Genomic DNA, 26,775 nt, shown 5'->3' with positions numbered 1-26,775 from the left:
CCGCCAGGAGCGGTCCTACAAATCGAGGATGCCTCGGTGTCTCGACCCTCGATGTTGCTGCAGGGACGGGTCGTCTCGGCGCAGACCGGGCTGGGCATTCCCGCCGCCACCATTGTCGTCCTTCGGCAGGGCAGAGCCGAATCCCTTCAGAGCAACGCAGACGGCGATTTCGAATTCGTACCTTCGATGCCGGGCGACTACGTCATCGTGGGGGCGTCTCATCCTGACTTCCACCCCTTCGCGCCCGCCCATGGAAACGATGGCTTGAACCTCCGATTCGAACCGGGGACTTCATTCGAGAACATCACCCTCGTCCTTGCCCCACTGTTCTTCTGCGACGGCGTCGTGAAAGACGAACAGGAGCGTCCGGTACCGCACGCAAAGGTCCGCTTCCTGTCCACAGGCAGGTGGGACCCAGTGAGCGCACCGTCCCAGAGAATCTTCGAGGCCGACGAGGCAGGCCACTTCCATATCCCCTTGATTCCAGACGCCCTGATTCAAGCGGAGTTCGGGCAGGCCCACTCCAAGGTCGAGTGTCTGTGCCTCATCACCGAGTGCCCGCTCCAGCTCGACTTGAGTAATGAAACGCCTGCCGCGAACCTGCCCTACATCGAGGGCATGGTACTCGACACACAGGGCAACCCCATCCCAGACATCCGCATCAGTGCCACATCGGCAGCTCTGCGGCGAGCGCGAAAAGATGGCGACTCCCCCTTCAATGACGGAGGCATCGACGAGGGTCAGCTCAGCACGTTGCTGGAAATTTGGACTCGCGATGAAGCCGTCACCGATGAAGGCGGCCACTTCGCGATCGGCCCGCTCTCGAACGAATCCTACGACGTCTTCATCTCCACTGCCCCGGAAACAGCGATCACAGCGATGGCCGGTGCCAAGGAAATCCTCCTCACACTCCCTGAGACAGGGCAGGTTCGAGGCCATGTCTTCTCAGAGGAAGACGACAGTCCCGTTGCAAGGTTCTCGTTCGTGGTCGAGAAGTACCGCCCCAACGGAGAGCTTGCAGGAGGTCTGCTCGGGGACAGATTTCGCCAGAGCAGCATGCTGCACGACGCCTCGGGCTACTTCGAGCTTCGCCGGTTGGTGCCTGGAAAATATCGCGTTCACGTTGAGGCGCTCGGATTCTCCTCCAACACGCAGACCGTCGAGTTAGGCGCCAGAGATACGGCTCAACTTTCCTTCGCCCTGAAACGGACCCGTGCCATTCACGGCATCGTCACGGACGCGAAGACCGGTCGCCCACTGAGTGGCGCCATCGTCACAGCCTGGAGGTCGCCGCTACAAGGCGATTGGTCGGACGCCGTGGCCATGAGCTCCATCAACGCCCACCCCCTCCTGGCTCGAACCACCAAAGACGGCTCCTTCACACTGGCATCGGGAGACGAACCACTCTGGATCAGCCACGAAGGCTACAACCCGTGGGTGCTTCGGGAGCGCGCACAGGCGGGACGTATCGTGCGTGCCATGCTCTCTCCCCTTGAGAACGGACAAGCCCCGTTCGAAGAGTACGGAGGCGTAGGCATCGCCTATGCGCAAGCCCCGGGGCTCGACGACACGTGGCAGGTCCAGAGGGTGGCCCCAGGAAGCCCGGCGGAGCGCACAGGCATCAACGAAGGGGACATGCTCCTCGCCATTGATGATGTCTCCGCCATCGGAATGGACATGAGGGAGGTCAGCTTCCAAGTCCGGGGAGAGCCTGGGACCCTGGTCCGGCTGCGCCTCTCTACCGGAAGCCCAGGTCGTGAATATGAAGTCGTGCTCACGCGGACACGCCTCCCTGAGTAACTGTCCTAAAATCGAGCCCTTCTCGACAAGCGCGAGCCGCCCTTGGCATGCCGAGAGACAACGGACGCCAAGAATCACGCCTGGCCACCCGCTACCGGCTGTTTCTTCGTGACTTGGACCAAGCGCAAGCCGCGCTACGATTCACGCTTCGAGACGCGGGAGGCCCCTGTATCAGGCCTCCCGCGCGTCACCTTCCCGTGACGAGGTCAGCTCACGGCAGGGCGGTGGGGACCACGCAGAGGTTGACCGAGGCGGAGCGGACGCCTCCCAGCGGGTCGCTCGCCGTCATCATGACGAGGCAGTTGTTGCAGGGCCCCGCTGGGAGCGCGGTGGGCGTGAAAATCGAGGTCAGGGCGTTGGGCGCGGAGAAGTTCCCCGCGCAGGTCGCCGTCCATCGGCAGGTCACCGCGCCACCGTCCGGGTCGACCACGTTGGCGGTCAGCAGGGTGCTCTGTCCAAACACCAACCGCCGCTCGTTGGCGACCACGTTGCTGACGAGGAGTAACGAGTTGAAGGTCACCCGAACCGTAGCGGCCCCGACGACCTGCCCCGGAGGCGTGACGGTGATGGTCAGTCGCACCGCGCTGATACCGCCGCGCTGGTCGCGCACGAGCAGCGTGAGATGGACGGACTGGACCGTGAACGTGGCCGTCCAGGTAGGGTGGGGGTTACTTCCGCCGAGGGAAGCCGTACTCATACAGCAGTGGGCGCAGCTCCGCGTACTGCTCCCAGGTGGCGAGCTGCTCGGCGATGTGCTCGGGGATGGCATCCAGTCGGGCTCCCGCGCGAATCCAAGGATTGGGACGCTGCGCGTTCCTGACAGCGCGAGACCTCGGCGCTCCGGCCATTTTCCGGGCAGCGCTTCGAGGGATGAGAGGGACGGACATGCTGCGTCAAATGGCGGGAGTGCTGGCCTTGCTGCTGGTGGGTTGTGGCACGGAGCTCGAGGTCGTGGAGGACACTCCCCTGCAGTCACAGCGGGAAGGCCTCATCGTTGGCGGCAATGACCTCATCCCCGTGGCGGCGGATGGCTCGAACATCCCGGCGAAGTACCGCCCGCTGCTGGATGCCTTCGGCCTGCTGAAGATCGGCGGGGCGGGCTTCTGCACCGCGACCCACCTGGGCAACGGCGTGGTGATGACGGCAGGCCACTGTTTCGCCGCGGGCTCCAGCGAACAGTGGAACCTCGCATGTCCCACGGACACCACGGTCTCCTGGGGAAAGCGCGCGGGGACCGGCCCATATCTGGTCTCAAGCTGTACCCGCATCCTGTCGATGCAGAACTCGGGCGCCTGGGACTACGCCTTCATCGAGGTGAGCCCGCGACCCTTCGCGGCGGTGGGGTTCCAGTCCAACGCGGGCGGTATCAACAATGCGGTGGGCTCCACTGGAACCATCTTCAGCCACCCCCAGGGCAGGGACCTCGAGTGGTCACAGACGTGCTACATCCCGCCTCTCGCCGCCGGCTTCCTCCACTCCTGCGACACGGAGTCTGGAAGCAGCGGTGCCGCAATGATTGAAGATGACTCGCTGCAGGTGGTCGGGCTGAACCACTCGAACAATGGCATCCACAACCAGGGCATCTACCTGGACCACACCTCCATCGGGTGGCTCTGGCGGGCGCACCGCCCCACCGGGGAGCTGAAGGCATGGGGCGGCAAGTGCCTGGACGCGCAGGGCGGCGGCACCGCGAACGGCACCCCGTTCCAGCTCCACTCGTGCAACGGCTCCTCGGCGCAGACGTTCCGGCGGGAAGGGCTGGCCTTCGTCGGCAACGCGGGCAAGTGCCTGGACGCGCCCTCCGCGACCGTCGGTGCCACCACCCAGCTCTTCGACTGCGTGGGGAGCACCAGTCAGCAGTGGCGGATGGAGAACGTGGAGCTTCGCCACCTCTCCGGCAAGTGCGTTGACGTCCCCTATGCGTATGACGGCTCGGGGACCTGGCTCTTCGACTGCTATGGGGGCCCCAACCAGAAGTGGACGGTGACGGATTCAGGCCTCATCCGCGCGCCAGACGGTCGGTGTCTGGATGTGCCGTGGAGCACCGCGAATGGCACACCGGTGTGGGCCTATGCCTGCCATGGCGGCGCGAACCAGCGGTGGACGTTCAACCCGGGCGGGGAGATTCGCGGCCTCGGGGGGAAATGTCTGGACCTCGCCAACGGAGATACGACCAACCGCACCCCCTTCCGGCTCTGGGACTGCAATGGCTCGTCCGCGCAGAAGTTCCATCTGCGCGGGGAGATTCGGGGGCCGGGCGGGCTGTGCCTCGACAACCCCTGGAGCACGTCCGATGGGACGCTGCCGCTCGTGTGGAGCTGCCACGGGGGTGACAACCAGAAGTGGGAGCACCGCTGGTAGGGCGTCCACCCGGTGAGAGGCGCACTCTGACCTAGACGAGGTGCGCCACTTCCCGCTCCCGCGCGGAAGCCTCGCAGCCTTGAGCCTCCACTTCCCCGCTGCTTCGCGGGGAGCCCCGGGGCGCGTCAGCGGGTGGGGAGCAGGCCCTTGCGGCGCCAGTCCTCCAGGTGGAGGGACATCAGCGCGGGGTCCATCTGACGGAACACGAGGCCGAGCTCGGAGATGGCCTCCCTCGCTTTCCGGGTATCGTAGACAGGCTGGCCTTCGTGGAGCTCCCAGCGCGTCGCGCTCCCGCCGTAGACCCGCTCGTAGAGCATGGGCACCAGGGCGCAGAGAGGGTTCTCCGCCGCGCGAGGGTCTCGCATGAGGCGATCCACCCACTCCTCATAGGGGACACGGCTGAGGGGCTGTCCGCACTCCGCGAGGAGGGAGTAGAGCCCGTCCATGTCCATGGAGTCGCGAGGTCCGGGAGGAACCAGGTGATAGGCCTTGCCGACCGCGCCTTCGCGCGAGGCGATTCCTAGCAGGGCGCCGCTGACGAAGTCCACGGTGACCATCTCCTTGCTTTGACGAGGAAGGATGGGACAGCAGCCAATCTGGATGCAGCCGCGGATGAAGCGCGCGACGAAGTCATCCGGATTCCCGATGCCTGTCTCCCCATGGCCCATGACGAAGCCAGGACGGTAGACGTTGACCGCCAGGCCTCTGTCCCGGGCTTCCCACACACGCTTCTCCGCCACCCACTTGCTGGCGGCGTATCCCACGTCATGGCGCAGGCCTTCGAGGTGCCCGTCCAGGCCCTCGTCCTCGCGAAGGACGCGCATGTCATTGAAGTAGCCGGCGGGGCCGAACACGGCGATGGTCGACACGTAGTGCAGCGGTGTCGGTCCGAGTGCGGCCAGCCGCAGCACCTCCGTGGTTCCGTCCACGTTGCCGGCCCGGAGCCCCTCGTAGGACTTCACGAAGTTCACATGCGCGCCGACATGGAAGATGGCCTCGGCTCGCTCGGCGAGTGAGCGGTGTCGCTGGATGTCCATTCCCAGGTTCGGGGCCCCCAGGTCTCCGAACACAGGCTCGATGCGTGGGGCGAAGCGGTCCTCCCACAGCTCGTACTTCTCCAGGGCCTGGCGAATGCGAGCAAGCGCCGTCTCCGAGTCCTTGGCGCGTACGAGGCAGGCCACCTGCGCCTTCGTGGTCCGCAAGAGGTCGCGCAGGACGTAGGCGCCGAGGAAGCCCGTTGCGCCCGTGAGGAAGATGCAACGCATGTCCGTCAAGGGCTTCCCCTTCGTCACGGCCCTCCCTGGAGCGAGGACGATGTCCGCGGGCAGTCGCGCTTCCTCGCGCCAGGCCTCGGGCCCCGAGATGGCGTGGCCTTCGTCCTGGATACCCGCGAGCGCCCGTCGCACCGCTTCGATGAAGTCGCCCAGGGTGCGCGCTTCATGCAGGGCATACGCCGAGAGGCCCACGCCGAACTTCTCGCGCAGCCGCAACACCAGGCGTCCCGTCATCAGGGAGTTCCCCCCCAGCCGAACGAAGTCGTCGCCGGGAGAGGCGGCCTCCACGCCGAGCAGTTCGGCCCAGATGGTGCTCACTCCCGCGACGACGGGGTCCTCCGAGGTCGTCGTGCTCCGCGTGAGCGCGGGTCCGCTTCGCGGCGACACGAGCTTGGGCAGTGCCGAGCGGTCGGTCTTCCCATTCACCGTCACGGGGAGCCGCTCCAGCAGGACGAAGCGAGCGGGCACCATCTGCTTCGACACCCTGGCGTGCATGAAGTCCCGCAGTGCCTCCTCGACGTCCGAGGTGGAGTCCTTGGGGACGACGAAGGCCGCCAGGGACTTCTCACCATCCGGCCGCTCCTGGAGCGTCACCACGGCGTCCCGGAGCAGCCCGCTCTGCAAGAGCGCCTTGGAGACCTCTTCCAGTTCGATGCGGTGGCCGAGAATCTTCACCTGCTGGTCGTTTCGGCCCAGGTATTCCAGCGCGCCATTTTCATCCCACCGCGCCAGGTCTCCCGAGCGGTAGATGCGGAGGGCCTGGCCTTCCTTCAATCCAGACACCGTGGGGAAGCGCTCCCGGGTGAGCTCCGGCTGGTGGAGGTATCCACGTGTGACGCCCTCTCCCGCGAGGCACAGCTCTCCCGGTTGTCCCGGCGCCACGGGGTGCAGGTGCTCGTCGAGCAGGAAGACCTCGGTGTGGGCAACGGGCTTCCCGATGGGAATCGCGCCGCTCAAGGTGTCCTGGAGGCGCACCAGGTGCCCGGTCGAGTAGATGGACACCTCGGTGGGACCGTAGGCGTTGAAGAGTTGCTCCGGAGGCTGGCTCTCGAGCACCACGCGGAAGGTGCGGGCATTGGCGCGCTCCCCGCCCACTATCAACCGACGAAGCCCGCTGAAGGCGTCAGGATAGGCATGGGCCACCAGATTGAACACGGCGGTCCCGATGCTCAGGATGTCGACGCGCATGTCGCGCAGGGCCTCGCGGAGGGCATGGGCATCCAGGAGGGTCGCCTTGGAAATCACCACGACCGTGGCCCCGTTGAGGAGCGCGCCCCAGATTTCGTGCAGCGACATGTCGAACGCCAGGTTCGACGTCTGAGCCACCCGCGCCCCGGGATGGATGCTCAGCATGGAGTTGTCGACCATCAGTCGTCGGATGCCCTTGGCGAGCACCTCGACGCCCTTGGGACGGCCCGTCGTCCCGGAGGTGTACATGACGTAGAGTCGTCGCTCCGGATTGTCGCGGGGCCCGGAGAACGACTCGGGCTCGCGCGCCACGGCGTCCGCGTCACGCTCCAGGCATATCCGCGGGAGGTCCCCCACCGCGCACTTCGTCTCCTCCGTCACCGTCTCGGCGAGGAGCACCTGTGCCCGCGAGTCCTCCATGATGTAGGCGATTCGCTCGCGAGGATACTGAAGGTCCAGCGGCACGCAGGTGGCCCCCAGCTTGATGAGGGCCACGAGGGCCGCGATGGCCTCGATGCCTTGCCGCATGGCCATCGCGACGGGCGTCTCCTCGCCCACGCCTCGCTTGCGCAGCGCATTCGCGAGCTGGTTGGCACGACGGTCCAGGGCGTCATAGGTGATGCGCTTGACGCCCCAGTGGATGGCGATGGCTTCGGGCCGGAGACCGACTTGCGCGTGCCACAAGTCGGCGAGTCCTGCCTGGATGGGATGGCTGACCGCAAGGGTATTGCCCTCGGACCTGGAGTCGATGCGTGTCATTGTCATGGCATTCCCAATGGATGACTGGGGTGGGACGACCGGGCGGGCCATCAATCCGTGAACAATAAAGCATGGGCCGACGAAATTCCCAGGGCTTGTTGTTGATGATTGAAGGAGAGAGCAGTGCGGGGTCATCTCATCCCCGCAATGTCTGTTCATGCGGGGCGCGTCTGCACGGAGGCGAAGGCCGGGTATCGGCGCGGCGGGCTTCCGCACCGCGCCCCACCTGGGAATGGGCGCGATGTAGCCCCACGGGTCGTCCCCCCTTCCCAGACGTCACGCGGTGGAAGACAGCCCCGCATGTCAGGCTCGGGACCTCAGCGCGAGGAGTGATTCGTGAAGGCCTTCGAGCAGCAGGGCGACGTCTCCAGGGTCGAGCAGGCCACCACCCGCGACGAGCGGACCGACACAGGTGCGCCGGAGTCCCCTTCCACACATCCGCGAGTGGCGGCCTTGCAAGCGATGGGGGCGCGGCTCAATCAGGGCCCCCGCGTGGTGGCGCAGGCGAAGCTGGCGTCGAGCCTGGGGGGACGCTCCCCGACCGCCCCCATCCAGCGTGTCGGAGGCGCGAAGTTTGGACTGGGCGTGGAGGCGGCGGCCCGCGAATCCACGGGGCACCAGCGGCTCCGCGAACTCTATGCTGAATACAAGCAGGAGGTCAGGACTGGAAAGCAGAACGCCCTCACCGCCTTCGGCGGACATGAGGGCGACATCGACGCCCAGACGACCTACAGCCAGGCGCTGGCGAACGCCGAACTCACTCCCGAGGGACTGAAGTCACGTCTCGGCGACGATGAGGCCTTCAGCGTGGAGGGAGACGTCATCTCGTACCAGGGCGCGCCCTTGGCCAACATCCTCAGGGGAGGCGCGGCATATGCGCTCACCACTCCCGCGGCGGGGGGCGTCGCCAACGTCTACAAGAAACACACGCTGGAGGGGCTCAGCGCCAAGGACTATGTGCGGGTCCGTGGGAGCATGCTCCGCCGCAAGGCCTGGCGCGGCATCACCCCGCCCGAGCGCAAGGATCTCAAGGAAGGCCGGGCGCTCACGCCCATCAACCGGGGCCACGTCACGGAGGGTCAGCTCGGGTACAACTTCGATGACAGCACGGGAGCACCGACAGAGCGGGTCTGGAACCAGGCCGAGGGCAAGGTGAGCGACCTGGAGTGGCTCAACAACCACGCGCACACGGCACTGCAAGCCATCCCCAACAACCCCAGACTGCTCTCCTTCCTGCAGACCCGCAAAGGCGTGGGCAAGCTGCTGTCGGCCAGGTCCACGCCTGGAGACATCACCTCCAACCATGGCGTGGGTTTCAGCGGATATGGCGAGGTGGAAATCGACCTGGCCCGGGTTCCCGTCGCGAACTTCTTCCACCACTACAAGGACCAGCCCTTCGGTGCGAATGAACTGGCGGGGCTGGTGAGGAGGCGCGAGCCCTCGGGTCCCCTGCAGTGGGAGACCGAACGCGCCAACGAAACGGTCCTCCGCAACCGGGAGCTCGTCCTGAGCGCGATTCCCAATGCCGCGGTGACGGACCTCCGGGAAGCCCCCTCCCGGACTGCCTATGAAGCGGAATTCGACCGCGCCTACATCCCGTACTACCAGGAGACATACAAAGAGGCGGTGAGCGAGGCAACGGGGCTCGAGGAGCCCGCGCCCCGTCCGGCGCACGACGCCATTCCCTATATCCAAGACCACTTCACGCAGATGCAGGCGCGGACGGATGGCGGCTACGTCGCCAGGGAGGCGAGACAGCGCGGTGGCGCGGATGCTCGCCAGCGTGTCGCCTACATCGTCGCCTGGCGGAAGGCCTACGGCAGTGCCTGGAAGCAGGCCTATGAGAATGCGGCCTGGGAAGCGGTCGTAGTGGACGAGGAGGGGAACGCTCCCGAGGTGGAGGTTCCCAAGCCACCCGAGCCGCTGCAGGTTGAAGCCGGGCTCGGCGCTGTCGCCGGACTGGCCGATGGCGGCGCCGCGGGAACACGCGATGGCGAGGAGGCGGCGCGGGCCGGCCCGTCCTCCAGTTCCAGTGAGTCCAAGCAGCAGGATGAGGACGACAGGGATACCGACGCGCCCAAGTCCAAGCCCAACAAGCCGGCCGCGCGGGCCGGGAAGCGCAAGAAGAAGAAGGGCGACCGCACCTGAGAGATGCCCTTGACCGGAAGGACCTCCAGCCAGCGGGACTCGAGTCGGCGTTCCATCAGGACGCGCGGGCGTTTCGTCAGGACGCCGGGCGGCGTCTGCCCTCTGGGCTCCTGTCGACAACGGGCCTGGAGCCGTGGATGGCATGCGCCTTGCCCTGCGACTCACCGCGCCCCCTCTCTTCCCCGAGCCGACCATGTCTGAGTATGCAGGGAGTCGTCGAAGTGCGTCCCTGGATGCGTTGTTCGTCGAGACGCCCAAGTCCACGCTGCTCGAGCCCAGGAAGCAGTTGGAGGTCGGCAGGCCGCTCAAGCAGTCGAGCCCCCAGCAGAAGGCGCTGCTCCACCGCCTGATGGCGATGCACCCCGTCGACCACCTGTTGATGGGCGCCTCCGGAGGCGTCGCGTTCGCGGAGTCGGCCAGCCAGCGTGCGCAGAGCCTGGGCTTCACCAAGCCCGCGGACGTGCTCAACTACCTCGACCTGATGGTCATGTTCGGGCACCGCTTCGACATCGACCCTCAGCTTCCCTGGGTGGGGCCCGCGCTGAGCAAGAAGTCGATGACGGTGCTCTTCGAGAGCGCGCTGTCCTACCTGGGCGTCGTCTCCGGGGACACCGGCAACCTCTACATCAAGGCATTGCTCCGGGCGCGCAAGCTCTCCCCTCACTCGCTCCTGGACAGGGTGGGCATCTCGGAGGGCGAGGCGTCGCGCCTGCTCTCCACCCTCCACCCCGAGAAGAGCAGGGTGATGGACTCCCAGATGCAGTCCCTGTCCACGCTCGCGCAGGCGCTCGTGGCCCAGCACAGCAAGGGCGTACGTCCTCTCTATCTCGTGCTCATGTTCCTGCTGGGGAGTCACTTCGAGACCGACCCGAGGTATGCGTGGGCTGGCGTGATTCTCCGCGACTCCCAGACCAGTGAGTCCCTGCGCTACAAGAACCTCTACGCGGAAGCCTCATCCAGACTCCGCCTCGCGCTCCACGCGCGCGGTGGGCTCGAGACGCTCGCCGAGGAGGTGCGCTGATGGGCTGCTGTTTCGGCAGGAGACGAGCGCAGCGCCTGCGTCCCGTCGAGGTGGAGGAGCCGCCCCTCGAGCAGCCGTGGGTGACGGAGGAGTGGGCGACCCGGACGATGTGGACGCTGGCCGAGCGGGGCGAAGCCGATGATGTCTTCGACATCCTGACCGTGTTCACGAGCGACTGCGCATTCATGGACTCGTTCGAGCGCATCGACCAGGACCAGCTCCTGGTGAACATCCACGAATGCATCGGGCAGATGAACGAGGCGTTCCAGCACAGTGGCATCGCCGTGAGAGGGCGCCTGGTGGCCATCGAGCGGTTTTCGCCTCCGCCTCCCTTCATCAGCACCGGCATGTACCGGGACGCGTTGCTGGGGGAGCCCGCGAACGGCGAGGAGCGCGTGCGTCGTCGGCAGGAGCCCATCCCGAAGGACATGGATGGCTACTACGGGACCATCCGCGAGACGTGCCTGACGCTCCGGGAGCGCTATCGGCCGCACGTCATCCTCTTCGTCTCGGGGAACATGGGAGACCCCATCAGCGGTGGCATTGGCGTCACGAGGTGGGACGAGTCCATCGTGGTGGTACCGGCCTCCAAGCTCCTGGATGAGCACGCGCCCGCACACGAGATTGGTCACCTTTTCGGGTGTGAGCACAACCGGGAGGCCGTCACGGTGCGCCTGGACGCATCCTGCTACGGCTACATCGCGAACCACTGGCGCACCATCATGGCCTACAACACCACCAATCCCCGCCGCGAAGTCCCCGTCATCGGACGGTTCAGCAATCCCGACGTCATCTACGACGATGGAGAGAATCCGCCGCACGCCACGGGTGACGCGGGCGCGAACAACGCCGCGCAAATCAATACATTTGCTCCGACGATTCTCGGGATTCGCGACTGAGGATGTCGTTCTCCCCCTGGGGAGGTATGGCCGGCGATGAGGCTCCGAACGATGCTTGGGTGACTCCTCAGCTGTTCGTCGAGGGGGAACTCCTTCGGCACAGCGGGTGTGCCGACATCCCGGAGGTATCACTTGAACGTTGCCATCAAGACGATTGCGGTTGTTGGCGTTGTCGGCCTGGGGTTCTCCACCACCACGGTTCGCGCGGAGGCCACCCTGTCTCGGGAGGCGTCCCCGGTGTCGGGCGTCATCCGCGAGGCGAGCTGGACCTGGACGGACTTTGGCGGCCAGGCGATAGGCTGGGCCGCGGGTGGCGCGGCGGGTGGCGCCGTGTCGGCCGCGATGGTCGGCTCTCCGGTGGGCGCCGCGTGTGGTGGAGCGGTCGGCGCGGTGGCCGGTGCGGCGTCCGGCGCGGCGTACTACGCGGGGACCCAGGCTTGGAACTACATGATGGGCGACAGCGCGGAGGCGTTCGCTTCCTTCGTGCCGGCGACAGCGCTGGATTGATTCTCCTGTTTCCACACTGTCATGCTCCGTCTGCTCACTCGCTGTGGTCATGTGCTGGGTCGCGCCACGCGTGTCATCACGCTCGTGGGGCTCGTCCTCCACTTCGCGCTGACGCTCCTGTACGTGTTCCCGCTCAACCCGGTGAAGATGGAGCTCGGATTCCTCGCCAACCTCACCATCGGGACCTACTTCCCGCAGAACTGGAGCCTGTTCGCGCCCACGCCGGTACAGAGCACTCAAGTGCTGCTCGTCCGCTGTCTGAGCGCCGAGGAGGTGCCCGCGGACTCCACGCATCCCTTGCCCACGGAGGGATGGGAGGATGTCTCCTCCGCGCACTTCAAGCAGGCCCAGCGGCACCGGCTGTCTTCCTATGAGAGGCTGGTGCGCCCGCTGCAGAACTCGCTGCGCACGTATCTCAATGGCGGGCCAGACCTGTACTCCTTCCACGAGGCCTGTGAGAAGGGAGACACCGAGGCGTGCAAGGCGAGGGATATCGCCATCAAGCCCCGCCGAGAGCTGGCCGCGCGGATGTTCCGCCGCGTCGGCTCCGTGTTCTGCCGCGAGGCCTTTCCGCTGAGGCGACTGAGCGCCGTCGCCCTCCGCTTCCGCGAGCGTGGCGCGGTGCCCTGGTCGGCCCGCGCGGAGGGAAAACCCAAGGAGCAGGACTTCGAGCTGGGGCTCTTCAAGCTCGATGAGACCGTCTCATTGCCAGGCATCTACGAGGCGCAGGGGACATGAAGACCCTGTCGAGACAGGCCTGGAACTGGCTCGCGCTCGAGCCCCACCAGCGACAGGGGCTGCGGGCGTTGCAGATCTGCCTGGGGCTCATGCTGCTCTTCCGGGCCAGCACGGAGGGCCGCTTCGCCGCCTATCTCTGGGGCCCTCAAGGCCTTGGCGAGGGAACCAGCGGCGACTTCCTGAGCGCGCCGGTGGCGCGCCTCGCGGATGGGATTTTCACCGTGGCCTGGGGACCCGCGGCCCTCGTGGTGCTCATGGGCGCCGCGGCCATCAGCCTCGTTTTCGGCGGGTCCACGCGACTCGCGACGGCGGTCGCGCTCCTGTCCTCCCTGTTCCTCGCGGCGCGGCTGCCAGAGCTGGGGGATGGGGGAGACAACGTGGCCCGTCTGGTGTTGACGTACATGCTGTTCGCCCTGCCAGCAAACAAGGTCCACCGGAGTGGTTCCTTGGAGGTCTGGCTTCACAACATCGCCATCCTCGCCATCGGGCTCCAGATTGGCGTGCTCTATCTGACAGCGGGCTTCCTGAAGGCGACGGGAGACAAGTGGAGCAATGGCACCGCCATGTACCTCGTGAGCCAGGTGGAGTGGTTCTCGCACCCGTCGATGCGCCAGCTCTTCCACAATCCCTATCTGACGACGGTCGCCAGCTACACCACGCTCTTCTATCAACTGTGGTTTCCCATCGCAGTCCTGACGCGGCTGCGGCTGCCCTTCCTGGCCGTCGGCCTGTTCCTGCACCTGGGTATCGCGGGCTTCATGGGCCTCGTCTGCTTCTCGCTGGCGATGATTGGCCTGGAGCTGTTCCTGATTACAGACGAGGAATATGCGCGGTGGGCCAGTTGGCGAGCGCGGCTCTGGCGAGCTTCGCGAGCGAGGCTTCGGGCCTTCGTACCCGCGACGGAGGAGTCCTGATGCCAGGCGTGGAGCTCAGTGGAGTGTCGTTTCGTCATGGGCGAGGGCCGGCCGTATTGGACCAGGTGTCACTGGAGGCGCGCCCCGGAGAGGTGCTGGGTTTGCTCGGAGCCAATGGCGCTGGGAAGACCACGCTCTTCCGCGTCGTGGCGGGCCTGTTGAAGCCTCGGACAGGTCAGGTGCGCGTCGCTGGCGTCGACGTCGCCACGAACCCGGGCGAGGCCAGCCGGCGGCTGGGCTTCGTTCCGGACGAACCCCTGCTCTACCCGCGTCTGAGCGCGCTGGAGAACCTCAACCAGTTCGGCGTGCTGTGGGGAGTGCCCGCCGCGCAGGCCCGTCCCCGGGCCGAGGCCCTGCTGCGAGAGACGGGCCTGTGGGAGGAGCGCGATGCCTGGGTGGAGGGCTACTCGCGCGGGATGCGTCAGAAGCTCTCTCTCTGTTGCGCGCTCCTGCACCGGCCAGCCGTCCTCGTGCTGGACGAGCCCTTCAACGGGCTCGACCTGGGGGCGAGCCTGTGGCTGCGGGCGTTGCTCCGAGCGCGGGCCGAGGCGGGTGACTGCATCCTGCTGAGCCACCACCAACCCGAGGTGCTCGACGCGCTGGTGGATCGGCTCGCGGTGCTGCGTCGCGGCCGGGTGATGGACCTGGTCGACCGCGTGGAGGTGGCACGACAAGGCGGCACGGCCAGGCTCTACCAGCGCGTCTGCGGTGACGAGACGCGCCGCGCGGTTCGGGAAGGAGTCCCATGAACTGGGCCCTGGCGGCCGGTTGGGAGGCCCGACATGCGCTGCGCCAGTTCGTCCCCTGGCGTTGGACCCGGTGGTTGCTGGCCCTTCTCGGGCTGGCGCTCGGGGTGGGGCTGTCCGTGTTCGTCCTCTTCCTCGCGCCTCCGTCTCCGCGAAGGCTCGAGGTGGGCGTGGTGGGCGGCTTCGTGGGCTTCAACCTGCTGCTGGCGACAGGCGCGGCCGGCGTGGCCCTGTCCCGGTTGATGGGCAGGCCACAGGGCCCCTGGTTGCTGGCGCTATCGCCGGTGGGTGCGCGGGATGCACTGCGAATCGCGCTGACGCCCACCCTGCTCGCCGCGCTGTGCCCCCTGACTTGCGCAGGCCTGCCCTTCGCGCTGCTGGCTTCGCGCGCGGCGCCGTGGGTGGCCGTCAGCATGCTCGTGGCGGGTGCTTGCGCGCTGGGGTGGGCCCTGTGCGCCTCGGTCCTCCTGGCGACCTTCCTGGGGCGGCGGCTCGGGAAGGAGCGAGGCGCCCGCGCCCTGGGGGTGCTCTCCGGCTGGCTGGCGTTCGTGGCCATGATGGCGTTTGGAGCCTTGGTCCGGATGGAGTTGGGGACGCCCGCGCTGGTGCTGTTCCTCGTCCTGACGCCCCCGCTGCTGCCACCGCTGTGGGAGCGCGCCCTGCTCGGATTCATGGAGATGCTCCGCGGGACGGAGACGCTCCGACGCGCGCCCGAGCCCAGGTGGGGACGTGGAGGCTGGGGGCGACTCGCGCGGCGCTCGCCCTGGGCGCCCGCGCTGCTGGCGCTGGTTCCCGCCACGGTGGTGGGGTTCGGCAGGCCCGAGTTGCACGGGACGCTTTGCGCGCTGCTGGTGGTCGCGGGCGTCACCGCGGTGCTGGACCGCGTCCTCGCACCGGAGCTGGCGCTTCCGGACCGGCTGCGTCTGGCTCCCCGGGGGTCCCTCCTCCGCGCGCGACTGCTGAGTTCGTGGGGCGTGGCGGCGCTCGCCCCCGCGCTGGTCGTCTGTGTCGCGGTGGGCTGGGGGCGTTGGTACTGGCTCGCGGCCATGACGGGGGCGGGAGTCCTGGTCCCGTTCACCTACCTCATCCTCAACCGAGGCCCCCGTATGGCGGGCCAACTGGGGTTGCTCGTCATGGCGCTCACGGCGTCCTTGCTCTGGGGAAGAGGATGAACTGTCTGCGTTGCAACGTCCGCATGACGCCCGCGTCCATGGGGTTGCTCCGGCTGCGTGTCACCCCGCCGGGTCGCTCCCGGATGCGCAAGGGCGTGGAGACGTCCGTCCACGTGTGTCCGCGCTGTGGCCACGTCGAGCTCACGGTGAGCACCCCTCAGTCCTTCGTCGTCCCCGAGGAGTGACGTGCGCAGGATGACAAGCATCGCCGTCGCGGTGTGCGTCGCGGCGCTCGCGGGACTCGTGCTGAGCCATCAGCAGGGCCCGGCGCCCGCACCGCCCATGGCAGGGCAGGCGGCGGCCCGGCCCGCCCCGGCCTCGACCTCCCGGCCCTCTCCCGTTCGCGAGGCCCCTCCCCTCCTGCGACTGGAGAGCCAGGAGCCCCATGGCCCAGCGCGGCTGGAGGGGCAGGTGATTGACGCCGCGCGACTGCCCGTCGAAGGAGCACAGGTGAGCTTGGGAACCGTCCCGCTTCGCACCGTGCTCACGGAGCGCGATGGCACCTTCTCCTTCGAGCGGCTCCAGCCCCGGAGCTACACGCTCCAGGCGCGACGAGGAGCGCTGGCAGCGGAGCCCGTGGAGGTCCGACTGACGCCAACTTCGGAGCCCGTCATCCTGGTCCTCCGTCCCACGGTTCCCGTGGAGGTGTCGGTGCTGGACGCCCGGGAGCGCCACCCCTTGGAGGGCGCGCGGGTGGAGGTCGAAGGCCAGGAGGGCGTCGCGGTGATGACGGGTTCCGACGGAAAGGCGCTGCTCCAGGGGCTCGCCGCCGGACGCCACGTCATCCGGGCCTCGGTCGAGGGACATGCCCCCGAACGCGCGACGGTGCTCCATACGCCCCAGGCCGCGAGCGTGAGCCGGGTGACGCTGCTCGTCCAGGTCGGAGCGCCCGTCCTGGGAGAGGTCGTGGATTCCGAAGGAAGACCTGTCCTCGGAGCGAGTGTGCGCGCGCTGCGGACCGGCAGTGCCCTGCCCGAGTCGGAGAACATCGTGGAGGAGGTCCTCACCACCTCGGAGGGAGTCTGGAGGATGAGGGCACTGCCCGAGGGCACCTTCCGCTTCATGGCGACCCATGCCCGGTTCGCACCATCCTTGTCGGAGCAGGTGACACTGGAGGGGCTCGCATCGCCACCGTCCGTCCGCATCGTGCTGCGGCCTGGCGCGGTGCTTTTCGGGCAGGTGGTGGAACGCTCGGGTGCACCGGCTCCGTTCGCGCGAATCCAGGCACGCCAGGGCGGGGCGGGCGGCCTTCCTGGCACACGGCATGGCACCTTCGCGGATGCCAGTGGCCGCTTCGAGTTGAGGGGGCTGCCGCACACCCGCTTCCAAGTGGATGCCCAGGGCGAGCGCGCCTCGTCACTCTCCCAGGACGTCGACCTGGGCTCGGGAGCGGCGGAGGTGACGCTGCGGCTGGAGGCGGAGGGGAGCATCGCGGGCGTCGTCGCGGCGTCGGACGGTGCGCCGGTCGCGAGCGCCCAGGTCGTCGCCATTCCCGAGGACCGGGCCGCGCTGGGTGCGCTGACGGAGTCCCACAGCGGCCGGTACGCCTCGGATGTCAGTGACGGAAGCGGCCGCTTCCGACTGCCGGGCCTGGCGCCGGGACGCTACCGCCTGCGCGCCTCCGTTCACCATTCCGTGCAGTCCTCGTCGTTCTGGCTGGCGACAGGCGTCATGGCCAAGGTGGGAGACGAGGACGTGCGCATCCTCCTCGAGTCGCCGGGAACGCTGCGTGGACGGGTGGAGCTCTCGGACGGAGAGGTGCCCGAGTCCTTCTCGGTGGCGCTCACCTTGTCGCAGCCCACGGCGTTCCAGGGAACACAGGGAGCCTTCGTGCTCGCGGACGTGCCCCCTGGCCACTACACGTTGACCTTCCTGTCGCGCGGGTCCGCGCCTCGCACGCTGGAGGGCGTGGAGGTCGGGGCTGGCGCGGACACGGATTTGGGCCTCGTGGTGCTGGAGGAGGGGCGGAGGCTCCGCGGTGTCGTGCGCGATGCAGAGGGTGTCCCGGTCCCCGGCGCGGAGGTTCTCGCGGGCCCCCAACTGCTCGGTGATGGCAGCCAGGCCGGTCCGGCGCCCCTGCGGAGCGTCAGCGATGCGAGTGGACACTTCGCCCTCACGGGGGGCGGTGAGGCGGCGTTGACCGTGATGGCCGAGCATTCCACGCGGGGGCGCTCTTCGCCCCTCGTCGTTGCGGCGGGCGCGGCCTCCGACGCGCTCGAGCTGACGCTCCGGCCGCTCGCGGGACTGGAGGGGACGGTGACGAGACAAGGGCACCCCGTGGGGAACGTGGCGGTGGTGGCCGCTCCGCGTGGCAGCAGCACGGGCCGCTTCATGGTGATGACCCAGGCGGATGGTCGCTATCGCTTTGCTCGCCTGTCCAAGGGGCAATACGTCGTGACGGCGGCGCTTCGCGAGGGCTCGACGGAACAACTGCTCCAGAGCGTGCTGGCCCAGGTCGAAGAGCGCGGAGCGCCACGGGACATCCAGGTGGCGCTGGGAGGACATGCGCTGTCCATCCAAGTGTTGGAAGCCGACGACCAGCCCCTCCAGAACGCCCAGGTCTACCTCGGCACGGGGCCGCTGGGAGCAGTCACCCTGGAGCAGCTCGAAGCAGTCCTGGCGGCCCGTGGCGAAGGTCAGACCCGCATCCTGCTGCTGATGAAGGGGCAGCCGCTGACCGTGACGGCTCTGGCCCCCGGGGCCTACACGTTGTGCGTCGTCCCGGTGAGGGGAAACCTGGATGACCCGACCTGGGCCCAGCGCGTGCGTGACGGCGCGAGCCAACTCCCCGTGTCCTGCGAACCCGTGGAGATAGGCGCGACTGGCACGCCACGGCCGGTGGTTCATCGGCTGCCGCCCGTGCCGAGTCACTGAGCGGAGCCCCCCATCAGCCACGGCTTCCATCGGCGGTGCAATCACAGCCACCAGCCGACCACGAGACAGGCACATCCAGCGTCATCGGCTGAGCAAGTTCTTGAAGGCATCGAAGCGGAAGCATTGAAACGCCCCGCTCACCATCCGCGAAACCACTGGGCCGAGAACGGGCCCGACGCCTACGCAATGACAACACCCGTACCAACTGACAGGGAGCGCGGGTGCGGTTCGAGCCGGAGTGGATCTTCGTGATGCGGAAGGAGTACTCAGCGGAGAGCAGGACCCGCCGGGTGCGCTGGGATGTCGCGCGAACTCAGAAGGGCGCACCCCCGGTCCGCACATCGAGCGCCTGACTGTTGATCGTGGTGAAGAACCGACGCATGGCCTCGCCGCGCTGGTCCGGCGTCATGTCGACGAGCGCGGCGCGGAAGGCCTGGCCATCCTCTTTCGTCCAGCGCCGGACCTGGAGCGCGGCGTCGATGAGCCGCTGTCCCTCCTGGACGGCCGCGAGGCTCCGAGGGGACGGCTCCGTGCCCATGGAGGGCGCGCTGGGGGCCGGGGTGGAGGACGCCTTGGATGGGGGCTCCACATCACGGTGCGCGTCCGGCGGAGCGGCGGTCCGCGCCAGGAGCGTGTCGAGCACCGCGCGCTGGCTCGCGAGTTCCTGAAGGACCCGCTCATTCGCATCTGGGGCGCTCTGCCGTCCGGCGAGGAACGCGGTGGCGGAGGTGCCCAGGAGGAGGAGCGCGAGGATTGGTTTTGACGGAGGTGGCATCGGTGGAGGCTGCGCGCGGGGATGCGCGCGATGGACGCGCGCATCCCCGAGGTCTTCAGACTACGGCTGCTTGGGCGCGCCGAGCGACGCGTTCGTCACACTGAGGGACGTGCAGCCGGAAAACGCGTCCCAGGTGAAGGTGATGTAGGAATCACCATTGATGGACTGCGCTGTCGCCAGCAGGTCCGCATTGGTCGAGGAACATCCCACGTAATTGCTGGAGGTATCCATCGCGAAGCAGGCGACGGTGGGGGCGCTCCCCACGTACGTGGTGATGCCGCAGCCAATGAACTGCTGGGTGTCCGCGGTGTTTCGAGCGTCGCCCAGAGAGCCGGATGCGGTCCTCGCGACCGTGTTGACGAGGACGGTATTGGTGTTCTTGGCGCCTGCCCAGGCCACCGTCCCGATGAGGGCTGAGATGGCGATTCCCACGAACTTCGCGGTGTGCTTCGTCATGGATGTCTCTCCTGGAGGAAACGAGATGTCTCTCCATGCCGGGAAATGACACATACACCCAGTGAAGGCAAACTTTAGAGACACGGGGTTTCGTGAGACACCCCGGGTCTGGATTGCATCGCCTGGGTCCGCGATACGGGCTCGACTGGGATTGAGATTGCATTAAGGTGGCGTCTGTTCCACTCACCCGACGAGGCCACTCATGAAGCACTCTCTTGCTGTGACGGCGGTGTTGCTCAGCCTCTCTCTCCTGGGCTGTGGCGGTCCGGTTTCCGAGCCCACGATGGAGCCCGAGGCGGTGTCCGAGAACGGCGAGTCCTCGACGGTCTCCCAGTTTGGGACGTGCACGGCGCAGTGTTCGGGAGGCCAGAGTGTTTCCTGTTCGGGCACCACCTGTTCCCAGACGGACTACCAGGGCGTGACGTGCGACGGTGTGTTCACCGCCTGCCCGGCGCCCCCGGCGTGCACGGGCTACCCCTCGTGCAGCGCGCTCGTGGGCAAGCGTTGCTTCATCGAAGGCGAGCCGCAGACCTGCTGCGCCGGCACGTCCACCTCCGAGCTCTACTGCGTGTATTCCAACGGCAGACTCATCTTCGTGTACTGACGAGCGTCCAGGTCCTCGGACCTGAGTGACGCCGGAAGGACACACCGCGGGCCCATGAAGCGCGAGGCCCCAAGAAAAAGCCCAGCAACCTCACGGCTGCTGGGCTTCTCACTGTGGAGGCGGAGGGAATCGAACCCTCGTCCGAAAGCCTTCGGTTCTTCGACCCTACGTGCGTAGTCCGCGATTTGCTACGTCCTCAAGACTCCCACGGACGGGATTCCTGAAGCCGGTCCTGGAAAGGTCTCGCCACCTCGGGCCCAGGCACCCTTGGCAGCCAGCCCGCATTATGACGGTCGATCCCAACCCCACGGGCCGAGAGCTGGGGGACCGCACGCTAACAGCTGTTTTTAGGCAGCCAGCGCGAGCTCAACGTTGTCGTTGGCTTTTGTGTCTTTGCCGGGTTGGATTTACGAGCTACCTGACAAGCTCGGCACGCGTCTCGAACTTCTATGCCCCCGTCGAAACCGGGTCGCCCCCGGGGTGTTGACTGACTGCTTGCTGCACTTGCGGTCACCGCTTCGACCGCGTCTTCCTCACATTAACCGCTGACGGCCGCGCGTCAATCCTCCTGAGCGTCCACCACCGCACCTTCTCGCACGAAGGCGGACACTCGGCCTGGAAGTCGCTTCCCCTCCTGCTTCACCGGCGTAGGGTCGCCTCCCCGCTCGGTCAGCCCTCGCGCTCCCCAGCGGCCACGAGGACCCCGAATGAGACGACTGCTTCCCCTCCTCCTGCTCGTACTGGGCACCGCGCTCCCCGCGCTGGCGCAGAAGAGCGCCGCCACCCAGACGTTCCCGTACACCCTCCAGACGGACAAGCTCCCCAACGGCCTCACCGTGGTGCGGGTGCCCTACCCGTCGAAGGGAATCATCGCGTACGTCACCGTGGTGCGCGTCGGCTCGCGCAACGAAGTGGAGGCCGGCAAGACGGGCTTCGCCCACTTCTTCGAGCACATGATGTTCAAGGGGACGAAGCGTCACCCCGAAGGCGAACGCGAGCGCATCCTCGGTACGTTCGGCTTCGACGACAACGCCTTCACCACCGACGACATCACCCTCTACTACTCGTACGGGCCGACGGCGGGACTGCCCCAGCTCATCGACATCGAGGCGGACCGCTTCCGCAACCTCGAGTACTCCGAGCCGTCCTTCCGCACCGAGGCGCTCGCGGTGCTCGGCGAGTACCACAAGAACGCCGCGGCTCCGTACCTCAAGATGGAAGAGGCGCTCAACGCCACGGCCTTCACCAGGCACACGTACCGCCACACCACGCTCGGCTTCTACGACGACGTCAAGGCCATGCCGGAGGCCTACCAGTACAGCCGCGACTTCTTCGAGCGCTGGTACACCCCCGACAACGCCATGCTCTTCATCGTCGGCGACTTCGATGACGCGCAGGTGATGAAGCTCGTCCGCGAGCACTACGGCCCGTGGAACCGCAAGACGTCCACCATCACCGTCCCCACCGAGCCTCCGCAGACGCAGCCGCGCACCGTCCACGTCGACTGGCCCCAGCCCACGCAGCCGCGCCAGGTGCTCGCGTGGCACACGCCCGCCGCGTCCGCCAACACCGCCGACTCCGCGCTCCAGACGGTGCTCGTGGCCTACCTCGTCGGCCCCACCAGCCCCGCCTACAAGCAGCTCGTCCTCGACAAGCAGCTCGTCGAGGCCATCGGCAGCGACTACTCCGAGCACCGCGACCCGCACCTGTTCACCCTCACCGCCACCCTCAAGGACGAGAAGGACCGCGAGCGCGTGCGACTGGCCCTGCTCAAGGAGGTCAGCAACCTGGCGGCCGGCAAGGTCGACGCCGCCCGCGTCAAGGCCATCCAGGACAACGCGCGCTATGGCGCCCTGATGGGCCTCCAGACGCCGCGCGAAGTCGGCATCCAGCTCGGCTGGTACGCCGGCATCCTCGGCACTCCGGATGGACTCCAGCGGCAACTCGCGAACCTGGCCAAGGTGACGCCCGCGCAGCTCTCCGACTTCACCAAGCGCTACCTCAAGGCCACCAACCTCACCCAGCTCAGCCTCACCCCCAAGGTCGACGCCGCCGGAGGGACGAAGTGATGAACACCAAGGCCCTGCTGTCCCTCACCGCCCTCCTCTCCGTCGCCGGCTGCGCCTCCACGCCGAAGCCCGCGCCCGAGACGACGCCTCCTCCCGCGACGGAGACTCCGGCCACGCCTCCCGCCGCCGAGAAGACCCCGGCGCCGCCGAAGGACGTTCCCGCCGTCCCCTTGAAGCAACCCGAGCCGATGGAGCTGGTGGTCCTCGCCCGCCCTGACACGCCCATCGTCACCTTCAGGCTCGTCTTCCACACGGGCTCCATCGATGACCCGAAGGGCAAGGAAGGCCTCACCGCGCTCACCGCCTCGCTGATGGCCGAGGGCGGCACGCAGAAGCTCACCTCCTCGCAGCTGCTGGAGGCGCTCTTCCCCATGGCCGCCGAGCTGGAGGTCTCCACGGACAAGGAGTTCACCACCTTCGCCGGCCGCGTCCACAAGGACTTCCTGCCGCGCTACCTGGACCTCTTCACCGACGTGCTGCTCGCGCCCCGCCTGGACACGTCCGAGCTGGAGCGCCTGCGAGCCAACGCCGTCAGCGACGTGGAGAACGGCCTGCGCAGCGCCAACGACGAGGGGCTCGGCAAGGTCGCGCTCGATGCGCTCATCTACGAGGGCCACCCCTACGCGCACTACACCGGCGGCACCGTGCAGGGCCTCAAGTCCATCACCCTGGACGACGTGAAGGCCCACGCCCAGCGCGTCTTCACGCAGGACAGGCTCGTGGTCGGCCTGGCCGGCGCGGTGGACGACGCGCTCAAGCAGTCACTGCTCTCGCGCCTGGGCACCCTGCCCGCCACCGGCGCGCCTCGCGTGACGCTGCCCACGCTGCCCACGACCTCGGGCCGCACCGTCATCATCCAGAAGCAGACGCTCTCCACCGCCGTCAGCATGGGCTACGTCAACCCGGTGCGCCGAGGTGACGCGGACTTCTTCCCGCTGGCCTTCGCGCTCACGCACCTGGGCGAGCACCGTCAGTCCATCGGCCTGCTCTTCAACGAGCTGCGCGAGAAGCGCGGCCTCAACTATGGCGACTACGCCTACGCCGAGCACTTCATCGAGGACCCGGGCACCACGTACAACCGCACCAACATCGCGCGCACCCAGCAGGACCTCACCCTGTGGATCCGCCCGGTGGAGCCCGCCAACGCGATGTTCGCCACGCGCGGCGCGGTGTACTTCCTGGACCAGCTCGTCAAGGAGCCCATCCCCCAGGAGCGCTTCGACCTGATGCGCGGCTTCCTCCAGGGCTACTCGCGCCTCTGGGAGCAGACGGACCCGCGCCGGCTGGGCTACGCCATCGACTCGCTCTTCTACGGCACGCCTGACTTCCTGGAGCAGTACCGCCAGGCCCTCACGAAGATGACGCCCCAGTCCGTGCAGGAGGTGCTGCGCCGCCGCCTCCACCCCACGGGCCTCAACTTCGCCTTCGTCGCCCAGGACGCGGAAGGCCTCGCCAACGCCCTGCGCGCCGGCCAGCCCTCGCCCATCACCTACGCGTCCGACAAGTCCCAGGAGCTGCTGGACCTGGACAAGGTCATCGTCCCCTTCAAGCTCCCCGTGAGCCCGGACGCCATCACCGTCATTCCCGCGCAGTCCTTCATGGAGAAGTAGCGCAGGGCTGTATTTCGGCCCGAGGGGTGGGTCATTTGTTTCCGCCCCTCGGGACCGGATGGTATGAGCTGCCATCATGCGAGGCACCAGCTCCGGCCACTCTCCACGGTGGCGGCCCCTGAGCGGTTCCGCCGTACGACTCGTCCTGATGGGCCTGGTGTTGGCCTCGGCGGCGGTCCACGCGGAACACGACCCCTTCTCCCGAGGCTTCGACGCCGTTCCGGTCAAGCCCACGCCCGCGCAGAACAGCGGCATCGCGCTGGAGGGCACGACGAACAACGAGCCCGTCGGCAGCTTCCGCGGTGCGCTGCTCTTCGACTTCAACTGGCGCATCCTCGCCCTGAAGGATGGTGAGGAGAAGCTGGGCGACCTGCTGCCGTACCGGCTCGACGCCCACCTGCTGTTCGCCTACCAGCTCCACGAGCGGTTGGAGGTGGGCATCGACCTGCCCTTCACGCTCATCCAGGGCGACAACTTCCACCTCCTGGGTGAAGTGCTGAACGCCCCGAACTTCCCGGGCGCCGCCGGGGTGAGCCGCACCACGCTGGGCGACCTCCGACTGGTGCCGCGCGTCCACCTGCTGGACCGCGAGAAGTTCCCCGTGGGCCTGTCGCTCATCGCCGAGGTCCGCGCGCCCACGGGTTCAGCGGACAGCTTCACGGGCGAGCGGGGCTTCGTCTTCGCGCCGCGCCTCGCGGTGGAGCAGCGCTTCGAGGTCCTGCCCATCCCCATCCGGGTGGTGGGCAACGCGGGCGTGAAGCTGCGCAAGCATGCGCAGTACCTGAACCTCCTGGTGGATGACGAGCTGACGCTTGGCGCTGGCGTCATCGGCGAGCTGCCCAACATGGGGCGCTTCACGGACGTGCAGGCCACGGCGGAGATGCACCTGGGCACGCCGCTGGTGCGCCCCTTCAACTTCGACCAGTCCGACTCGCTGAAGACGCCGTGGGAGCTGCTCGTCGGCGCTCGCGCGAAAATCTGGGGCAACTGGGGGCTGGAGCTGAACGTGGGCCGCGGCCTCAACATCTCCAGTGGCTACGGACGTGAGGCCCTGCGCGTCATGTTCGGGTTGCGCTACGACGAGCGCTTCCAGGACTCGGATGGCGACAACGTGCCCGACGTGAGGGACCGCTGCCCCAACGAGGCCGAGGACAAGGACGGCTTCCAGGACAGCGACGGCTGCCCCGACCCGGACAACGACGGCGACGGCGTGGTGGACGGCGAGGACAGCTGCCCCGACGTGAAGGGACTCAAGGAGCGCAAGGGCTGCCCCGAGGTGGACACCGACGGCGACGGCATCACCGACGAGTTCGACAAGTGCCCGGACAAGCCCGGCCCCAAGGACTACGACGGCTGCCCGGACACGGACGGCGACGAGGTGCCCGACAACGAGGACGACTGCCCCGAGCAGTTCGGACCGCCGGAGAACAACGGCTGCCCGTTCGACTCGCCGCCGTACGTGTTCGTCGAGTCGGACCGCATCCGCATCAAGGGCAACGTGCTCTTCGAGACAGGCTCCGCCGTCATCCAGAAGCGCTCGTATCCGCTGCTGGACGAGGTGGCGACGGTGCTCCGGAAGAACCCCACGCTGGGTCCGGTGCTCATCGAAGGCCACACGGACAACAAGGGCTCGCGGCAGCTCAACATGGGCTTGTCCGACAAGCGCGCGCGCTCGGTGCTCGAGTACCTGGTGTCCAAGGGCATCGACCGCAAGCGCCTGACCTCCGCGGGCTTCGGCTTCGACAGGCCCATCGCCACCAACGACACCGCGCTGGGTCGCGCGAAGAACCGCCGCGTCGACTTCAAGCTCGTGCGCTCCGAGGTAGAGACCGAGGGCCGGGAGACCGTCGTCCCGGCGGGACAGCAGCCTCCCGCGGGCACGACGACGCCCACGGCGAAGCCTCCGGCCACGGATGCCAAGCCGGCGACGACGCCCGCCACACCGGCTCCCGCCGCGAAGCCTCCGGCCACCGACGCCAAGTCGGCGACGACGACGGCTCCCACCGCGAAGCCTCCGGCCACGGATGCCAAGCCGGCGACGACGCCCCCCACGCCCGGCAAGTAGCAGGGCCACGCACCGACGAGAACCCAGGCGCCCTTGTCCCACGAGGACATCGGCGCCTTTCTCGTGCGCGCCGTCGGTTCTCGATGAGGAATGAGGCGCGGCGGTCCCCGAGGACATCGGGCCTCGCGCAGGCGAACTCGTCGGGCAAGGGCCCGGCAACGGGCTCCACGTCACGATGAAGCAGCAGGGCCTGGCAGACCTTGAGCCCGGCGTCGGGCCAACACTCCACTCAGCAGCCTCGTGACGGTGTCACTCCGTCACGACGGCCGCGAGCACCACTACTGCTTCAGCGCCCGCTCGATGCGACGGCGCAGGGCATCCTCGGACAGGGCGCCTCGCTGCGCGTCCGTCACCTTGCCCTCGCGGTCCAGGAAGTAGAGCGTCGGCAGCGCGCTGACCTGGAAGGCCTGCGCCATGTCGTCCCCGGCGTACACCACGTAGGGCTTCAGGTCCGGAAGGTTGTTCCGCATGAAGTTGTCCACCAGCTTGGGCGCCATGTCCCCGTCATCCCGACTGGCCGCCAGGAAGACGAGCCCCTGGGACTCGTACTCCTTCGCCAGCTTCACCAGCGCGGGCATCTCCTCGCGACACGGCGGACACCACGTCGCCCAGAAGTCCAGCATCACCACCTGGCCTCGGAGGTCCTCCAGCTTCAGCACCCCACCCTCGTGGCGCTGGAGCTCGAACGAGGGCGTGGCCGCGCCATCCGGAACCAGCTGCGAGCGCCGGGCCTCCAGCACCCCCAGGTACACCACGCCCGCCATCCCCAATCCGGCGATCAGGGCCATGAACAGC

Annotated in this window: 22 protein-coding genes and 1 other RNA gene; 16 read left to right on the top strand and 7 right to left on the bottom strand. The window is 67.7% G+C overall.

Features of this window, described 5'->3' with window-relative positions; translation table 11 throughout:
• Positions 1 to 51 precede the first annotated feature (51 nt).
• Positions 52 to 1,800, top strand: a complete 1,749-nt coding sequence (locus G4D83_RS25465; RefSeq protein ID WP_163867428.1) for a carboxypeptidase regulatory-like domain-containing protein — start codon at positions 52 to 54, stop codon at positions 1,798 to 1,800.
• 211 nt (positions 1,801 to 2,011) lie between these two features.
• Here G4D83_RS25465 and G4D83_RS25460 read toward each other — a convergent pair whose 3' ends face one another.
• Together G4D83_RS25460 and G4D83_RS25455 are read right to left on the bottom strand one after the other, a co-directional pair.
• Positions 2,012 to 2,497, bottom strand: coding sequence for a hypothetical protein (locus tag G4D83_RS25460; RefSeq protein ID WP_163867427.1), 486 nt, complete (start codon positions 2,495 to 2,497; stop codon positions 2,012 to 2,014).
• The gene (locus G4D83_RS25455; RefSeq protein WP_163867426.1) at positions 2,469 to 2,648 is read right to left on the bottom strand and encodes a hypothetical protein; all 180 of its coding nucleotides are present in this window, start codon (positions 2,646 to 2,648) and stop codon (positions 2,469 to 2,471) included. Before G4D83_RS25455 ends, G4D83_RS25460 begins: the two co-directional genes overlap by 29 nt.
• A gap of 37 nt (positions 2,649 to 2,685) precedes the next feature.
• Here G4D83_RS25455 and G4D83_RS25450 point away from each other — a divergent pair, with 37 nt between their 5' ends.
• On the top strand, positions 2,686 to 4,161 hold the full coding sequence (locus tag G4D83_RS25450) for a ricin-type beta-trefoil lectin domain protein (protein WP_163867425.1): 1,476 nt from the start codon (positions 2,686 to 2,688) through the stop codon (positions 4,159 to 4,161).
• A 125-nt stretch (positions 4,162 to 4,286) separates the two neighbouring features.
• Here the strand turns inward: G4D83_RS25450 and G4D83_RS25445 are convergent, their stop codons facing one another.
• Positions 4,287 to 7,388 (bottom strand): non-ribosomal peptide synthetase, encoded by a 3,102-nt coding sequence (locus G4D83_RS25445; protein ID WP_163867424.1) that lies wholly within the window; start codon positions 7,386 to 7,388, stop codon positions 4,287 to 4,289.
• Between the two features lie 330 nt (positions 7,389 to 7,718).
• Between G4D83_RS25445 and G4D83_RS25440 the strand changes: the two genes are divergently transcribed.
• The 10 genes from G4D83_RS25440 (at position 7,719) to G4D83_RS25395 (ending at position 18,401) form a co-directional block, all read left to right on the top strand.
• A complete protein-coding gene (locus tag G4D83_RS25440; RefSeq protein WP_163867423.1) occupies positions 7,719 to 9,530 on the top strand; it encodes a hypothetical protein in 1,812 nt (603 codons plus the stop codon).
• A gap of 193 nt (positions 9,531 to 9,723) precedes the next feature.
• Entirely contained in the window at positions 9,724 to 10,551 is an 828-nt protein-coding gene (locus tag G4D83_RS25435; RefSeq protein WP_163867422.1) for a hypothetical protein, read from the top strand.
• Positions 10,551 to 11,450 (top strand): M12 family metallo-peptidase, encoded by a 900-nt coding sequence (locus G4D83_RS25430; RefSeq protein ID WP_163867421.1) that lies wholly within the window; start codon positions 10,551 to 10,553, stop codon positions 11,448 to 11,450. The genes G4D83_RS25435 and G4D83_RS25430 overlap by 1 nt, the downstream gene beginning before the upstream one ends.
• Positions 11,451 to 11,582: 132 nt before the next feature.
• Complete coding sequence (locus G4D83_RS25425; RefSeq protein ID WP_163867371.1) at positions 11,583 to 11,957, top strand: hypothetical protein; 375 nt, start codon at positions 11,583 to 11,585, stop codon at positions 11,955 to 11,957.
• 21 nt (positions 11,958 to 11,978) lie between these two features.
• Positions 11,979 to 12,695, top strand: coding sequence for a DUF5819 family protein (locus G4D83_RS25420; protein WP_163867420.1), 717 nt, complete (start codon positions 11,979 to 11,981; stop codon positions 12,693 to 12,695).
• Entirely contained in the window at positions 12,692 to 13,609 is a 918-nt protein-coding gene (locus tag G4D83_RS25415; RefSeq protein ID WP_163867419.1) for a hypothetical protein, read from the top strand. Before G4D83_RS25420 ends, G4D83_RS25415 begins: the two co-directional genes overlap by 4 nt.
• A gap of 23 nt (positions 13,610 to 13,632) precedes the next feature.
• Positions 13,633 to 14,358, top strand: a complete 726-nt coding sequence (locus G4D83_RS25410) for an ABC transporter ATP-binding protein (RefSeq protein WP_163867418.1) — start codon at positions 13,633 to 13,635, stop codon at positions 14,356 to 14,358.
• Positions 14,355 to 15,527: a hypothetical protein gene (locus G4D83_RS25405; RefSeq protein ID WP_163867417.1), complete on the top strand. Its 1,173-nt coding sequence runs from the start codon at positions 14,355 to 14,357 to the stop codon at positions 15,525 to 15,527. Before G4D83_RS25410 ends, G4D83_RS25405 begins: the two co-directional genes overlap by 4 nt.
• Positions 15,524 to 15,712 (top strand): hypothetical protein, encoded by a 189-nt coding sequence (locus tag G4D83_RS25400; protein ID WP_163867416.1) that lies wholly within the window; start codon positions 15,524 to 15,526, stop codon positions 15,710 to 15,712. The genes G4D83_RS25405 and G4D83_RS25400 overlap by 4 nt, the downstream gene beginning before the upstream one ends.
• Before the next feature lie 10 nt (positions 15,713 to 15,722).
• On the top strand, positions 15,723 to 18,401 hold the full coding sequence (locus G4D83_RS25395) for a carboxypeptidase-like regulatory domain-containing protein (protein ID WP_163867415.1): 2,679 nt from the start codon (positions 15,723 to 15,725) through the stop codon (positions 18,399 to 18,401).
• A gap of 313 nt (positions 18,402 to 18,714) precedes the next feature.
• Here the strand turns inward: G4D83_RS25395 and G4D83_RS25390 are convergent, their stop codons facing one another.
• On the bottom strand, positions 18,715 to 19,176 hold the full coding sequence (locus G4D83_RS25390; RefSeq protein ID WP_163867414.1) for a hypothetical protein: 462 nt from the start codon (positions 19,174 to 19,176) through the stop codon (positions 18,715 to 18,717).
• A 60-nt stretch (positions 19,177 to 19,236) separates the two neighbouring features.
• Complete coding sequence (locus G4D83_RS25385) at positions 19,237 to 19,632, bottom strand: hypothetical protein (RefSeq protein WP_163867413.1); 396 nt, start codon at positions 19,630 to 19,632, stop codon at positions 19,237 to 19,239.
• Positions 19,633 to 19,834: 202 nt separating this feature from the next.
• Here G4D83_RS25385 and G4D83_RS25380 point away from each other — a divergent pair, with 202 nt between their 5' ends.
• On the top strand, positions 19,835 to 20,236 hold the full coding sequence (locus G4D83_RS25380; protein ID WP_163867412.1) for a hypothetical protein: 402 nt from the start codon (positions 19,835 to 19,837) through the stop codon (positions 20,234 to 20,236).
• A 111-nt stretch (positions 20,237 to 20,347) separates the two neighbouring features.
• Here the strand turns inward: G4D83_RS25380 and ssrA are convergent.
• Positions 20,348 to 20,713, bottom strand: a transfer-messenger RNA (tmRNA) gene (gene ssrA, locus G4D83_RS25375).
• A gap of 230 nt (positions 20,714 to 20,943) precedes the next feature.
• Between ssrA and G4D83_RS25370 the strand changes: the two genes are divergently transcribed.
• The 3 genes from G4D83_RS25370 (at position 20,944) to G4D83_RS25360 (ending at position 25,980) form a co-directional block, all read left to right on the top strand.
• On the top strand, positions 20,944 to 22,305 hold the full coding sequence (locus tag G4D83_RS25370; RefSeq protein ID WP_163867411.1) for a M16 family metallopeptidase: 1,362 nt from the start codon (positions 20,944 to 20,946) through the stop codon (positions 22,303 to 22,305).
• Positions 22,305 to 23,915: a M16 family metallopeptidase gene (locus tag G4D83_RS25365; protein WP_163867410.1), complete on the top strand. Its 1,611-nt coding sequence runs from the start codon at positions 22,305 to 22,307 to the stop codon at positions 23,913 to 23,915. The genes G4D83_RS25370 and G4D83_RS25365 overlap by 1 nt, the downstream gene beginning before the upstream one ends.
• Before the next feature lie 76 nt (positions 23,916 to 23,991).
• Positions 23,992 to 25,980, top strand: coding sequence for an OmpA family protein (locus G4D83_RS25360; protein ID WP_163867409.1), 1,989 nt, complete (start codon positions 23,992 to 23,994; stop codon positions 25,978 to 25,980).
• A gap of 278 nt (positions 25,981 to 26,258) precedes the next feature.
• On the opposite strand, the gene G4D83_RS25355 is transcribed toward G4D83_RS25360, so the two are convergent.
• A complete protein-coding gene (locus G4D83_RS25355; protein WP_163867596.1) occupies positions 26,259 to 26,768 on the bottom strand; it encodes a TlpA family protein disulfide reductase in 510 nt (169 codons plus the stop codon).
• Positions 26,769 to 26,775 lie beyond the last annotated feature (7 nt).

The sequence above is a fragment of the Myxococcus eversor genome, assembly GCF_010894455.1.
GTDB classification, from domain to species: domain Bacteria; phylum Myxococcota; class Myxococcia; order Myxococcales; family Myxococcaceae; genus Myxococcus; species Myxococcus eversor.
The sequence above is the reverse complement of the archived record's forward strand: the minus strand, read 5'-3'. Positions and strand labels throughout refer to the sequence as shown.